Source organism: Mesorhizobium sp. B2-5-11, from assembly GCF_006440835.1.
Classification (GTDB): Bacteria; Pseudomonadota; Alphaproteobacteria; order Rhizobiales; family Rhizobiaceae; genus Mesorhizobium.
In genome coordinates, this window is the sequence record NZ_VFUK01000005.1 from 40,962 (window position 1) to 55,338 (window position 14,377).

Consider the following 14,377-nt stretch of genomic DNA (forward strand, 5'->3'; position numbering starts at 1 on the left):
CAAACTGTATGAAATCATCCATAGGGACGCAATGAGGCAAAATACGTAACATACGATACAGCGCTCCCCGGGGACCGCAGACTATGGAGAAAGCACGGCCCGCCAGCCTTGCATCGCCTGATGCCGTAAGGGTGACCAACCCGGGCGGATCGAGTCCCTTCGTGCTCACCTGCGACCACGCCTCCAATTTCCTGCCCGCCGAATTCGGCACGCTCGGCCTCACCGCCGAGGACCTGTCGCGTCACATCGCCTGGGACCCGGGCGCGCTGCCCGTTGCGCTGCGCATGGCGCAGTCGCTCGATGCGACGCTGGTCGAAACCTGCATTTCGCGTCTCGTCATCGACTGCAACCGGCCGCTTGACGCGCCGGACCTGGTGCCGCCGGTCAGCGAAACCACAGCCATACCGGGCAACACCGGCCTGTCGGAAAAGCAGCGCGCGGCGCGGGTCGCCCTGTCCTGGCAGCCGTTTCATAACGCCATCGAGCATATTGTCGAAGACAGGCTGGCGCGCGGCCAGGAGACGCGGCTGGTATCGGTGCATTCCTTCACGCCGGTCTACAAAGGCCGAGACCGGCCCTGGCATATCGGCATCATCCACGATGACGACCGCCGGCTGGCAGCGCCGCTGATATCGGCGCTGCGGCACCTTGCCGGCATCACCGTCGGCGTCAACGAACCCTATTCGCCGGCCGACCGCGTCTATTTCACGCTGGAACGCCATGCGCGCCCGCGCGGGCTGCCCTGCGCGATGATCGAAATCCGCAACGATGAAATCTCCGGCGAGACCGGGCAGCGGAAATGGGCGGATTTGCTCACAGGCATCTTTTCGGATCTGGAGCCCGAGGAGACCAGAGGCGCCAGGGAACACGCAACGGGAAAGTCAGTTCAATCGGCTAGCTGAGAACGCAAGGGGACTAAAAATGGCAGCACCTGGATATACCGAAGTTGACAAGGCGGAGGACGTCAAGGTCCTCCACAGCATGGGCTACGCCCAGGAACTGGAGCGGCGCCTCAGCCGCTTTTCGAACTTCGCCGTTTCCTTCTCCATCATCTGCATCCTGTCGGGCGGCATCAATTCGCTGGCGCAGGCAACGTCGGGCGCCGGCGGCATCGGCATCGGCATCGGCTGGCTGGTCGGCTGCTTCGTCTCGTTGACGTTCGCCGTCGCCATGTCGCAGATCAGCTCGGCCTATCCGACGGCAGGCGGGCTCTATCATTGGGGCTCGATCCTGGGCAACCGCGGCACCGGCTGGGTCACGGCCTGGCTCAACCTGCTCGGCCTGATCACCGTGCTCGGCGCCATCAATGTCGGCACCTGGACATTCTTCATCGGTGCCTTCGGACCGGCGCTCGGCATCGAAGGCACGCTGACCAACCAGATGATCTTTCTGGTCATCATCACCGGCGCCCAGGCGCTCATCAACCATCTCGGCATCAAGCTGACGGCCAAGCTCACCGACTTCTCGGGCTACCTCATCTTCTTCGGCTCGATCCTGATCGCAGTGGTCTGCCTGCTTTCCGCCGAAACCTGGGATTTCAGCCGGCTGTTCACCTTCCATAACTACTCCGGCGATGCCGGAGGCGGCGTCTGGCCGTCGGTTTCGAATGCCTGGGTGTTCGCGCTCGGCCTCCTGCTGCCGATCTATACCATCACCGGTTACGACGCCTCGGCGCATACCTCCGAGGAGACCATCAAGGCGGCCAGCTCGGTGCCGCGCGCCATGGTCATGTCGGTGATCTGGTCGGCGGTCTTCGGCTATCTGTTCCTGGCCGCCTTCGTGCTGATGATCCCGAACATGGACGATGCCGCCAAGCAAGGTTGGAACGTGTTCTTCTGGGCCTTCGACCAGCGCGTCAGCCCTGGCCTCAAGGAGTTCGTCTATCTCGTCGTGTTCATCGCTCAGCTGCTGTGCGGCCTCGCCACCGTCACCTCAGCCTCGCGCATGATCTTCGCCTTCTCGCGTGACGGCGGCCTGCCGGGTTCGTCGGCACTGGCCAAGGTCAGCCCGACCTACCGCACGCCGGTGGCCGCGATCTGGACGGCATCGATCCTGTCGGTGCTGTTCGTCTGGGGTTCGACGCTGGTTTCGGTCGCCGGCACCTCGGCCTACACCATCGTGGTGTCCTGCACCGTCATCTTCCTGTTCCTGTCCTTCACCGTGCCGATCGTGCTCGGCATGCTGGCCTGGGGCACGCCCAAATGGGACAAGATGGGACCGTGGAACATGGGGCGCGGCGTGTTCATGCTGTTTGCGGTCCTGTCGATCGTGTCGATGATCCTGATCTTCGTCATTGGCATCCAGCCGCCGAACGACTGGGCGCTCTACATCACCGTCGGCTTCTTCATCCTGACCGCGATCGTCTGGTTTGCCTTCGAGCGCAACCGCTTCCAGGGTCCGCCGCTCGGCGACATCATCGCGGCGCGCCAAGCGGCGATCAAGGCGGCTGAGCAGGCCGTCGGCGAAACCGGCCACTGAGGCCAGCATCTCACAGCCATGGCCCGCGCATCGCCGGCCATGGCTTCGACCCTTCGAAATCGACAAGCCCAAAATGACAAGCACTGGAGCGCCAAAGGAATGGCCGGAAATTTCTCGTTCGATCAGTTGAAGAAAGCGGTTTCCGGCGGGGAGATCGACACGGTGCTGGCCTGCATCGTCGATATGCAGGGACGGCTGGCGGGAAAACGGTTCCTGGCCCAGTACTTCGTCGATTCCGCGCATGACGAGACGCATGGCTGCAACTATCTCCTGGCCGCCGACATCGATATGGAGCCGGTGCCCGGCTATAAGGCGGCAAGCTGGTCGAAGGGCTATGGCGATTTCGTCATGAAGCCCGACCTCGCGACGCTGCGGCGCATTCCGTGGCTGGAAAAGACAGCGCTCGTGATCTGCGACGTGCTCGATCACCACACCCATGACGACCTGCCGCATTCCCCGCGCGCCATCCTGAAGAAGCAGGTCAAGCGGCTGACGGAGCGCGGTTATATCGGCTATTTCGCCTCCGAGCTCGAATTCTACCTCTTCAGCGAGACCTACGATTCCGCCCGCAAGAAGCACTGGCAGGGCCTCGACACCGCCTCGCCCTATATCGGCGACTATCAGATCGGCATCACCACCAAGGAAGAAGGCGTCATGCGACGGCTTCGCAACGAAATGGAAGCGGCAGGCATCCCGATCGAGAACTCGAAGGGCGAGTGGGGGCCGGGTCAGGAAGAGATCAATGTGCGCTATGCCGAGGCCCTCGACATGGCCGATCGCCACGTCATCCTGAAGAATGGCGCCAAGGAGATCGCCGAATCCGAAGGCAAGGCGATTTCCTTCATGGCCAAGTACAATTACGGGCTCGCCGGCAATTCCAGCCACATCCACAATTCGCTCTGGAGCGCCGACGGCAAGACGCCGCTTTTCTTCGACAGACAAGCCGACTGGACGCTGTCGAGCCTCGGCCAGCAATGGGCGGCGGGCCAACTTAAATACGCCAAGGAGTTCACCTGGTTCCTGGCGCCCTACATCAATTCCTATAAGCGCTTCCAGGCCGGAACGTTCGCGCCGACCAAGATCATGTGGAGCGAAGACAATCGCACCGCCGGCTTCCGCCTGTGCGGCGAAGGCACCAAGGGCATCCGGATGGAATGCCGCATCGGCGGCGCCGACTTGAACCCCTATCTCGCCTTCGCGGCGTTGATCGCCGCCGGCCTTGCCGGCATCGACGAGAAGCTGGAGCTGCAAAAGCCCTTCGTCGGCGACGCCTATCAGGCCTCGCGCCTGCCGGAGATCCCGAAGACGCTGCGCGACGCCACCGACACGCTGGCCAAGTCCAAGATGCTGAAACAGGCGCTCGGCGAGGACGTGCTCGAACACTACGTCCACACCGCTAAATGGGAGCAGTTCGAATACGACCGCCGCATTACGGATTGGGAACTGCATCGTGGGTTCGAGCGATACTAGAAGATAGTATATTACTATCCTTACCTTGATCGGAAACGCGGATTGGACTAAATTTGTACAATGACAGACGGAACCAAATACCATCCGCTTTTCGAGCATCTTCTGTTCTCGGGCCAAGGCCGTATGTCCATGAGCTTCGCGGAGATCGAGCAAGTAATAGGCGGCCGCTTGCCACCGTCGGCGCGACAGCGGCAGGAATGGTGGGCGAACAGCCCGAGCGGGCACAGCCAGGCGCGCGCCTGGTTGCGCGCAAACTATCGGGCGTCCCATGTCGACCTTGCGAACGAACGCGTGGATTTTAAACTGGAGGGATGGCCCGAGGGCTATCGAAAGCCGAACATGGCTACCATGGACAAGACTCCTCCGGAAATGGCGGAGCCAGCGCAGGCCAGCTACGAACTTCCACGGGAAAATATCGACCATCCGCTTTTCGGCATATGGACAGGCAAGGTTACGCTTTGCCCAGGGCATGATTACACCAGGCCGGCTTTTGAGCCTGATGTGCAGCCGTGACGCATAGGCTGCTGCTCGACACGTGCGCGATCATATGGATAGCGCTGAACGAGCCGATCAGGCCGGAAGCCAAGACTGCGATCAATACCGCCGCGGCTGTTGACGAGAAGATCCGGGTTTCCCCCATATCGGCCTGGGAATTGGGCCTGCTGAGCGCCAACGGCCGATTGGCGGCAGCAAAGTCGCCAACAAGCATTTTTGGGGAAGTGATCGCCACGCCAGGCATCAAGGTGGAGGCTCTTTCGCCGGGCTTGTTGATTGAATCGTCCTTCTTGCCCGGATCGCTTCACGGCGATCCGGCAGATAGAATATTGATCGCGACGGCACGGGCGTTCGATCTGACGCTCGTGACGCGCGATCAGTCGATACTGGATTATGCGAGAGCGGGGCATGTTCGCGCCCTTGCCTGCTGACGCTTTGCCTTTCGATATGGAGACATCTTCTTGGAAGTCGTAAAACTCAAATCCCCCATAGACGGCTCGATCTATGCCGAGCGGCCTGTCACCTCTGACCAGGCGGTCAATGCCGCCATCGAGCGCGCCAAGGCAGCGCAGGAAAAGTGGGCGCAGACTTCGATCATCGAGCGCGGCAAGTACATGCTGGCGATGCTCGACGCGCTGGTCGCCATGACCGACGAGATCGTGCCCGAGATTGCCTGGCAGATGGGGCGTCCGGTGCGCTATGGCGGCGAGTTCGGCGGCGTCAAGGAACGCACCAGCTATATGGTCGAGATCGCCGAGGCGGCGCTGAAATCGGTCCCGGCTTCCAATCCGAAGGACGGGTTCCGCCGCTATGTGAAGAAGGATCCGCTCGGCGTGGTCATGGTGATCGCGCCGTGGAACTATCCTTACCTCACCGCGGTCAACACGATCGTGCCGGCGCTGATGGCCGGCAACACCGTCATCCTCAAACACGCCGCGCAGACGCTGCTTGTCGGCGAGCGTTTCCAGCAGGCTTTCGACAAAGCCGGCCTGCCCAAGGGCGTGTTCCAGAACATCGTGCTGAACCACGCGCAGACAGAAAAATTGCTTGGCTCGGGCAAGATCGACCACGTCAATTTCACCGGCTCGGTCGCCGGCGGCCGCGCCATCGAAAAGGCAGCGGCCGGCACCTTCATGACGCTCGGGTTGGAGCTTGGCGGCAAGGATCCTGCCTATGTGCTGCCCGACGCCAAGATTGACCATGCAGTCGCCAATCTGGTCGATGGCGCCTTCTACAATTCCGGCCAGTGCTGCTGCGGCATCGAGCGCGTCTATGTGCATGAGAAGGTCTATGACGAATTCGTCGCAGGCTTCATCGCCGAGACGAAACACTATGTCGTCGGCAACCCGCTCGAACAGGCGACGACGATGGGGCCGATGGCGCAGGCCCGTTTCGCCGACTTGATCCGCGAGCAGAAGGCCGAGGCGCTGCGCAAGGGCGCCAAGGCGCATATCAACATGAAGGTGGCTCAGGACAAGGCCGGCTCGCCCTATCTGGCGCCGGAGGTACTGACCGGCGTCGACCACCAGATGAGCGTCATGCGCGAGGAAAGTTTTGGCCCGATCGTCGGCATCATGAAGGTGCGCAACGACGAGGAGGCGATCGCGCTGATGAACGACAGCCCCTACGGCCTGACCGCCTCGATCTGGACGCGCGACACCGAGCATGCGGTGGCGATCGGCGACCGCGTCGAGACCGGCACGGTGTTCATGAACCGCTGCGACTACCTCGACCCGGCGCTGGTCTGGACCGGCGTCAAGGACACCGGCAAGGGGGCCGGCTTGTCCGCCATCGGCTATGACAACCTGACCCGGCCGAAATCCTTCCACCTGCGCGAAGCCATCTGATTTTTTGAAAGACAAACATGTCCAAGCTGATCTCCAAATGGAACTACCCCACCACCGTTCGCTTCGGCGCCGGGCGCATCAAGGAATTGCCCGAGGTGCTCGCCGCCACCGGCATCAAGCGGCCGCTCTTCGTCACCGATCCGGGGCTGGCGAAACTGCCGGTCGTCGCTTCGACGCTGAAAATCCTCGATGACGCAAAAGTGCCCTACGGCGTTTTCTCCGAAGTGAAGCCGAATCCGGTCGAGTCCAATCTCACCGCCGGCATCGCGGTGTTCAAGAAGGGCAAGCATGACGGCGTCATCGCCTTTGGCGGCGGCTCGGCGCTCGACCTCGGCAAGCTGATCGCCTTCCAGGCGGGACAGACGCGCCCGGTCTGGGATTTCGAGGACATCGGCGACTGGTGGACACGCGCCAACTCGGACGCGATCGCGCCGATCATAGCGGTGCCGACCACCGCCGGCACCGGCTCCGAAGTCGGCCGCGCCGGCGTCATCACCAATGAGGCGACCCACACCAAGAAGGTCATCTTCCATCCGAAGCTGCTGCCGGCGATCGTCATTGCCGATCCGGAGCTGTCGGTCGGCATGCCGGGCTTCATCACCGCCGGCACCGGCATGGACGCGCTGGCCCATTGCCTCGAGGCTTATTGCGCGCCGGGCTACCATCCGATGGCCGACGGCATCGCCGTGGAAGGCATCAGGCTTGTTTTCGAGAACCTGCCAAAGGCCTATGCCAACGGCAGGGATCTGGTCGCCCGCGCCAACATGATGAGCGCCGCGGCGATGGGCGCGGCAGCCTTCCAGAAGGGGCTGGGGGCGATCCATTCGCTGTCGCATCCCATCGGGGCGCTCTACGACACCCATCACGGCATGACCAATGCGGTTTTCATGCCCTATGTGCTCGCCTTCAATCGCGAGGCGATCGAGGACCGCATCGCGCGGCTCGCCGCCTATTGCGGCATAAGAGGCGGCTTCGACGGCTTCGCCAAGGCTGTCATCAAGCTTCGCAAGGAATTGAAGGTGCCGCATGCGCTGCCAGGCCTGATCAAGGGGCTCGACATGGACAAGAAGCGCAAGGCCTTGATCGCCGATATGGCGGTGGTCGATCCGACAGCCGGCGGCAACCCGGTCAAGCTGACCAAGAAAGCAGCGCTGACGCTGCTCGAAAATGCAATCGCTGGGACGGTGTGATACCGCTTTCAGGGTAAAGTTGATCTGGAAAATCAGGGGCAACCAAGGGGAAAGGGGTGAAGTGCAAGGCAAAAGTAATTAGCCGGAAAATTAAGTGGTGGCTAATTGCTACAGTCGATTAAAAGGAGTTAACTTTCGTGCTGCCAGCGGTGGGGTTTCATAAAGCTTTCATCTGGCTGTCACACGAAAACGATACCGCATCGCAGGCGTCCAACGGCGTCAGTTCAACGGAGAGAACACATGTTCAAATTCACGGGGAAAGTGCTTTCCCTTTCGGCCGCGGCGCTGTTTGCGTCGACGGTGATTTCGTCCGCGGCTCCGCTGGACGATCTGGTCAAGGCCGCGAAGACGGAAGGCCAGCTCACCACCATCGCTTTGCCGCATGACTGGTGCGGTTACGGCGACGTCATCGCCGGGTTCAAGGCGAAATATCCGGAAATCACCATCAACGAGCTCAACCCCGACGCCGGCTCGGGCGACGAGGTCGAGGCGATCAAGGCCAACAAGGACAATAAGGGCCCGCAGGCGCCCGACGTCATCGACGTCGGCCTGTCCTTCGGCCCGACCGCCAAGGCCGACGGCCTGCTGATGCCCTACAAGGTGTCGACCTGGGACTCGATCCCCGACAGCGCCAAGGATGCCGACGGCGCCTGGTACGGTGATTACTACGGCGTTCTGGCGATGATGGTGAACAAGGATCTGGTCAAGGAATCGCCGAAGGACTGGGCCGATCTGCTGAAGCCGGAATTCGCCAATTCGGTGGCTCTCGCCGGTGATCCGCGCGCTTCGAACCAGGCCATCCAGGCGGTCTATGCCGCTGGCCTTTCGAGTGGAGCCGCGGCTGGCGAAGCCGCGGGCACCGCCGGCCTCGACTTCTTCAAGAAGCTCAATGCCGCCGGCAACTTCGTACCGGTCATCGGCAAGCCGGCGACACTCGCCCAGGGCCAGACCCCGATCCTGATCAACTGGGACTACAACGCGCTCGCCGGCCGCGACACGCTGAAGGGCAACCCGCCGGTCGACGTCGTCGTGCCGAAGACCGGCGTCGTCGCCGGCGTCTACGTGCAGGCGATCAGCGCCTATGCGCCGCATCCGAACGCAGCCAAGCTCTGGATGGAATACCTCTATTCAGACGAAGGCCAGATCGGCTGGCTCAAGGGCTATTGCCACCCGATCCGCTTCAACGATCTCGCCAAGAACGGCAAGATCCCGGCGGACGTCCTGGCCAAGCTGCCGCCGGCGGAAGCCTATGCTTCGGCGGTGTTCCCGACGCTGGACGAGCAGGGCAAGGCCAAGGAAGCCGTCACCAAGAACTGGGACTCCGTTGTCGGTGCCAACGTCAAGTAACAGTTGAATCCACCGGGCGGCTTCGCGGCCGCCCGGTTCCCCCTCGAAGACGGTAGCCGGCGCATGACCGATCTCTCGCTTTCCAGTCACGATACCGCAGGCAAGACCGCGCCGCCCGCGGAGGCACGCGCGTTGCGATTGCCGACGCAATGGCTAGGCGTCGCTCCGTTCTTCATCTTCGCCATCATGTTCCTGATTTTGCCCACGCTTTATCTGATGCTGGGCGCATTCCAGAATGATGCCGGCGAGTTCACGCTCGAGAACATTGTCGCTCTGGCGCAGCCGTCGATCGTTGCCGCTTACTGGATATCGATCAAGGTAAGCCTGGCCTCGGCGCTGATCGGCGCTTTCGCGGGCCTGGCCATCGCCATCGCCATCGTGCGCGGCGGGCTGCCGGACTGGATACGCTCGGCCACCCTGACTTTTTCCGGCGTCGCCTCCAATTTCGCCGGCGTGCCGCTGGCCTTCGCCTTCCTCGCCACGCTCGGCCGGCTCGGTCTTGCCACGGTGATCCTGAACACCGTGTTCGGCCTCAACATCTATGCCCACGGCTTCAACATCCTGTCCTTCTGGGGCCTGACGCTGACCTATGTCTATTTCCAGATACCGCTGATGGTGGTCATCATCACGCCGGCAATCGATGGCTTGAAGAAGGAATGGGGTGAAGCTGCCGCCACGCTTGGCGCGACCACCGCGCAATATTGGCGCATCGTGGTCATCCCTGTGATCTGGCCGAGTTTTCTCGGCACCGTGATCCTGCTTTTCGCCAACGCCTTCGGGGCGATCGCCACCGCCTATGCGCTGACCGGCTCGTCGCTCAACATCGTGCCGATCCTGCTCTACGCGCAAATCCGCGGCGACGTGCTGCACAATGCCCATCTCGGCTACGCGATCGCCTTCGGCATGATCGTCATCACCGGCCTGGCCAATGTCTTCTACATCTGGTTCCGGACCCGTTCCGAGAGGTGGCTGAAATGAAGTCGGGCAGATTCTGGGCCTGGGTGGTCTTCATCCTCGGCGCGGCCTATTTCTTCATCCCGTTGATCGCGACGGTGGAATTTTCCATGCGCATGCGGCGCGGCGCCTATTCCTTCGACGCCTACCGGATCGTGCTCGGCGACGCGCGTTTCCAGGCGACCTTCCTGTATTCGGTGGTCGCCGCCATCTTCACCATCATTCTGGGTGTGCTGATCGTGGTGCCGGCAGCCTACTGGATCCGATTGCGGCTGCCGCAGCTCAGGCCGATCGTCGAGTTCATCACGCTTTTGCCGTTGGTCATTCCGGCCATCGTCATCGTCTTCGGCTATATCAGGATGTACGGCTCGAATTCACCCTTGCCGTTCCTCGGGTCCGATATGGGAACCAATGCCTTGCTGGTCATCGGCTATGCGACCTTGGCGCTGCCCTATATGTATCGTGCCGTCGATACGGGGCTCAGAACCATCGACGTGCGGACGTTGACGGAAGCGGCCCAGATCCTCGGGGCCGGCTGGGGCACGATCATCACCCGCGTCATCCTTCCCAATGTGCTGATTGCGGTGTTGTCCGGCGCCTTCCTGACATTCGCCATCGTCATCGGCGAGTTCACGATGGCGAGCTTGCTGAACCGGCCGGCTTTCGGCCCGTACCTGCAGAATGTCGGGGCCAACCGCGCCTATGAGCCGGCGGCCCTTGCCATCATCGCCTTCGTCATCACCTGGGGCTGCATGTCGCTGATCCAGATCCTGTCGCGCTTCGCGCCGAAATCGGCTAATCGTCCGAACTGACCCGAAAGAAAAAGCCATGGCCGAGCCATTCCTCTCCATCCAGCATGTGCGAAAATCCTTCGGCGCCACCACCGTTGTCGAGGATTTCAATCTCGACGTCGAACCGGGCGAGTTCGTCTCATTCCTCGGCCCGTCAGGCTGCGGCAAGACGACGGTGCTGCGCATGGTCGCCGGCTTCGAGGAGCCGTCGGCCGGCAAGATCGTCGTCGGCAGCAAGGACATCACCAGGTTGAAGCCGAACCAGCGCAATGTCGGCATGGTGTTCCAGGCCTATGCGCTGTTCCCGAACCTGACCGTGGCGCAGAACATCGGCTTCGGACTGAAAGTCGCCGGCATGTCCAGGGCGGATATCGATGCCCGTGTCGCCGAAATGCTGGGCATCATCAAGCTGCCGCAGATGGCCGACCGCTATCCTTATCAGCTCTCGGGCGGCCAGCAGCAGCGCATCGCGCTGGCCCGCGCCATCGCACCGAAGCCGAAGCTCTTGCTGCTCGACGAGCCGCTGTCGGCGCTTGATGCCAAGGTGCGCGTCTCGCTGCGCGAGGAAATCCGCTCGATCCAGAAGAAGCTCGGCATCACCACCATCTTCGTCACCCATGACCAGGAAGAGGCGCTGTCGATCTCCGACCGCATCGCGGTGATGTATGGCGGCAAGGCCGAGCAGGTCGGCACGCCGTTCGAGATCTACAACCGGCCGGCAACCAAGTTCGTCGCCAATTTCGTCGGCACGCTGAACGTGCTGGAAGGCACCGTCACCGACGCGGCGTCGGGCAAGGTTCGTGTCAACACCGAGGAAGTCTCGCTCAAGGGCAGGCTCAACGGCTCGAAGTCCGGCGATACGCTGTCATTGGCGCTGCGGCCGGAAGCCATTTCGCTCGGCCGCCAGCCCGGTCGCGATTCAAGCCTGTCCGGCGAGATTTCCGAAGTGCACTTTCTCGGCTCGGTGATCCGGGTCCGGGTCGGCATCGGCGGCAACACCGTCTCGCTCGACACGTTCAACAGTTCGACGACGCCACCGCCGGCCGTCGGCGAGAAGGCGGAGATTTCCTTCTCGTCGGGCGACCTGCTGGTGCTGCACTGACGCGGCCGGAGCGCCCTGCCGATCCGGTCACCGGTCCAGTTGCCGGACGATCCTCCCCTGCTGGACAATCAACAGCATCTTGCCGCTTTGCCACTGCCAAGAGCTCTGCTTCGCCGCTACGATGAGCCATGGCGCTATTTGAGCTCACCCTTGTCCTCCTGCTGATCGCCGTTGCGCTGACGGCGCTGTCGCGGCGCCTGCAGGTTCCTTACCCCGCCTTGCTGGCGCTGGCGGGTGCCGGCCTTGGCTTCCTGCCCGGCGCGCCGACGATCGAGATCGATCCGGAACTGGCGCTTGCGCTGTTCATTGCGCCGGTGCTGCTCGACGCGGCCTACGACACATCGCTGCGCGATCTTAACCGCTACAGGCTGCCGCTTGTGCTGTTGGCGCTTGGCGCGGTCGTTTTCACGACCGCCGTCGTGGCCCTGGTCGGCTGGAAAATGGCCGGCCTGCCGATCGCCGCCGCCATAGCCCTCGGCGCCATCGTGGCGCCGCCGGACGCGGTTGCCGCGAGCGCCGTGCTCGGGCAGTTCAAAGTGCCGCACCGCATCACGGCCATCCTTCAGGGCGAAAGCCTGCTCAATGACGCCACCGCGCTTTTGATCTATCGCATCGCGATCACTGCCGCCGCCGGTCCCGTTCTTTTGGGCAGTGCCGTTCCGATGGTCCTGCTGTCGACCATCGGCAGCCTGGCCGCGGGCTATCTGCTCGGCCGCCTGTCCCAGGCGATGCTTGGACGCATCGAAGATGCGGCGAGCGGCACCGTCGTGCAGTTCGCCGGGACGTTCGGCGTCTGGATCCTGGCTGACAGGCTGGGGCTCTCGGCCATCATCACCATCGTCGTCTATGCCATGACTATCGCGCGCACCGCACCGCGGCGCATGTCGGCCAGAAAGCGCGTCAGCTCCTATTCCGTCTGGGAGACGGCGGTGTTCGTGCTCAACGTGCTGGCTTTCGTGCTGATGGGCCTGCAGGCGCGGCTGATCGTCGGTCGCCTGGCCGAGCAGGGACAGTCCGAGGCGTTCCTGTTTGCAGGGACGATCCTGGCCGTCGTCATCGTTTCCCGCCTTGCCTGGGTGCTGGGCTGCGGCGCCGTGATCCGAGGGCTTGCCCGCTTCGGCAATGCGGAGCAGCGGCAAGAGGTGCCGTCGTTTCGCGGCGGGGTGCTGATCGGCTGGTGCGGCATGCGCGGCCTGGTGACGCTGGCGGCTGCCTTCGCATTGCCGGCGAACTTCCCCGGCCGCGATCCGATCGTGCTCACCGCCTTTTGCGTGGTGCTGGGCACGCTTGTCCTGCAAGGCATGAGCCTGAAGCCGTTGCTGCGCCTGCTTCGTCTCGAACCGGACGAGACCATAGACCGCGAGGTCGCGCAGGCCCGTGTCGCCATCATGCAGGCGGCCCTCGACATATTGAGCGGCAAGACCTCGACCGCGGCGGCGGCGGTGCGCGAGCAGTATGCCGCACAGCGCAAGGTCGCCAAGAACCCCGACGACGCCCAGGCAGCAACCGAGTACGACCGGCTGCGGCTCTATGCCATCAAGCGCCAGCGCGACGCGCTGGAAGAACTTCGCCGCAACGGGACGATCGGTGACGAGGCCTATCACCGGCTGGAGGAAGAAATCGACTGGTCGGAGCTGGCGGCTTCCCCGGCGGGACGGTTCCAGCCGCTGACGACCTAGGCGAGGCGAGGGGCTTTTGCGTCGTGGCCCAGCCGGGCCGCCGCGGCGGTCCATTGCAAGGTCGCCGTCGAAACGGTACTGCCGTCACCAAACTGAGCCGGATGAGCAATGAAGCTGGTCAGCTACAATATCCAATACGGGTTCGGCAGCGACGGCCTCTACGATCCGGCGCGCGCCGCGCGCATTGTTGCCGGCGCCGATGTCATCGCCTTGCAGGAGGTCGAGCGGCACTGGCAGCGCAGCAATTTCGACGACCAGCCAGAGCTGCTTTCGCGGCTGCTGCCGGACTATCACTGGGTCTACGGCCCGGCCTTCGACATGGACGCCAGCGAACAGCGCGACGGCCGCATCGTCAACCGGCGCCGGCAGTTCGGCACCATGGTGCTGTCGAAGCTGCCGATCGTCTGGTCGCGGCTGCATGCGCTGCCGATGCGCCGCACACTGCGGCCGCTCAACACCCGCAACGCGGCGCTCGAATGCATGATCCGCACGCCGGCGGGTCCGGTGCGGGTGCTTTCATTGCATCTCGCCCATGTCGCGGCTGAAGAACGGCTCGAGCAGATCGACTATCTGCTTGCCGAGCATCGCCGGGCGCCCTCCGATGGGGGGCCGTGGAGCGGCGCCGACGACGAGCCGGCGCGCAATTGGAGCAATGGCGAGCCAGAGCCGGAGAACCCGCTGGCGGCGATCTGGATGGGCGATTTCAACATGGAGCCGGGCAGCGCCGAATACCGCCGCATCGTCGGCGGCACGCCCTATCATCGCGGTGCCGCCTATCTGGATGGGTTCGTCGATGCCGCTGCCGTGGCGATTGAACCGGCGGATGACTTCCACACGCATGAGAAGATCATCGACGGCGGGCTGGCAAAGCGCCGGCTCGATCATTGCTTCGTCGGCGGCCTGTTTGCCGGTCGTGTGCGCTCGGTCAGCTCGGACATTGGCGAAGTGGCTTCCGATCATTTTCCGGTCAGGATCGACATCGATCTCGAAACGCCCGCCGGCCCCGGAGGCGGATGAGGCCCAA

13 protein-coding genes are annotated in these 14,377 nt (G+C 63.0%); all 13 read left to right on the forward strand.

Features of this window, described 5'->3' with window-relative positions; translation table 11 throughout:
• Positions 1-83 precede the first annotated feature (83 nt).
• The 13 genes from FJ490_RS16830 to FJ490_RS16890 all read left to right on the forward strand — a co-directional run bounded on the left by FJ490_RS16830 (position 84) and on the right by FJ490_RS16890 (position 14,370).
• Complete coding sequence (locus FJ490_RS16830) at positions 84-902, forward strand: N-formylglutamate amidohydrolase (protein WP_140556530.1); 819 nt, start codon at positions 84-86, stop codon at positions 900-902.
• A gap of 19 nt (positions 903-921) precedes the next feature.
• Complete coding sequence (locus FJ490_RS16835; protein ID WP_140496309.1) at positions 922-2,478, forward strand: amino acid permease; 1,557 nt, start codon at positions 922-924, stop codon at positions 2,476-2,478.
• Between the two features lie 99 nt (positions 2,479-2,577).
• A complete protein-coding gene (locus FJ490_RS16840; protein WP_140496308.1) occupies positions 2,578-3,948 on the forward strand; it encodes a glutamine synthetase family protein in 1,371 nt (456 codons plus the stop codon).
• A gap of 60 nt (positions 3,949-4,008) precedes the next feature.
• On the forward strand, positions 4,009-4,461 hold the full coding sequence (locus tag FJ490_RS16845) for a hypothetical protein (protein ID WP_140729016.1): 453 nt from the start codon (positions 4,009-4,011) through the stop codon (positions 4,459-4,461).
• Entirely contained in the window at positions 4,458-4,874 is a 417-nt protein-coding gene (locus FJ490_RS16850) for a type II toxin-antitoxin system VapC family toxin (protein WP_140522425.1), read from the forward strand. The genes FJ490_RS16845 and FJ490_RS16850 overlap by 4 nt, the downstream gene beginning before the upstream one ends.
• A 30-nt stretch (positions 4,875-4,904) precedes the next feature.
• Positions 4,905-6,290 (forward strand): aldehyde dehydrogenase family protein, encoded by a 1,386-nt coding sequence (locus FJ490_RS16855; protein ID WP_140729017.1) that lies wholly within the window; start codon positions 4,905-4,907, stop codon positions 6,288-6,290.
• 17 nt (positions 6,291-6,307) lie between these two features.
• Complete coding sequence (locus FJ490_RS16860) at positions 6,308-7,480, forward strand: iron-containing alcohol dehydrogenase (protein WP_140560295.1); 1,173 nt, start codon at positions 6,308-6,310, stop codon at positions 7,478-7,480.
• A 240-nt stretch (positions 7,481-7,720) separates the two neighbouring features.
• Positions 7,721-8,827 carry an ABC transporter substrate-binding protein gene (locus FJ490_RS16865; protein WP_140556535.1) on the forward strand — a complete coding sequence of 369 codons (1,107 nt, stop codon included), beginning with the start codon at positions 7,721-7,723 and terminating at the stop codon, positions 8,825-8,827.
• Between the two features lie 63 nt (positions 8,828-8,890).
• Positions 8,891-9,805 carry an ABC transporter permease subunit gene (locus tag FJ490_RS16870; protein WP_140513697.1) on the forward strand — a complete coding sequence of 305 codons (915 nt, stop codon included), beginning with the start codon at positions 8,891-8,893 and terminating at the stop codon, positions 9,803-9,805.
• Positions 9,802-10,593, forward strand: coding sequence for an ABC transporter permease (locus FJ490_RS16875; protein ID WP_140513696.1), 792 nt, complete (start codon positions 9,802-9,804; stop codon positions 10,591-10,593). The genes FJ490_RS16870 and FJ490_RS16875 overlap by 4 nt, the downstream gene beginning before the upstream one ends.
• A gap of 16 nt (positions 10,594-10,609) precedes the next feature.
• Positions 10,610-11,674, forward strand: coding sequence for an ABC transporter ATP-binding protein (locus tag FJ490_RS16880; protein WP_140496300.1), 1,065 nt, complete (start codon positions 10,610-10,612; stop codon positions 11,672-11,674).
• Positions 11,675-11,802: 128 nt separating this feature from the next.
• Positions 11,803-13,353, forward strand: a complete 1,551-nt coding sequence (locus FJ490_RS16885; RefSeq protein WP_140496299.1) for a sodium:proton antiporter — start codon at positions 11,803-11,805, stop codon at positions 13,351-13,353.
• Between the two features lie 108 nt (positions 13,354-13,461).
• The gene (locus FJ490_RS16890) at positions 13,462-14,370 is read left to right on the forward strand and encodes an endonuclease/exonuclease/phosphatase family protein (RefSeq protein WP_140729018.1); all 909 of its coding nucleotides are present in this window, start codon (positions 13,462-13,464) and stop codon (positions 14,368-14,370) included.
• The last annotated feature ends 7 nt before the right edge of the window (positions 14,371-14,377 follow it).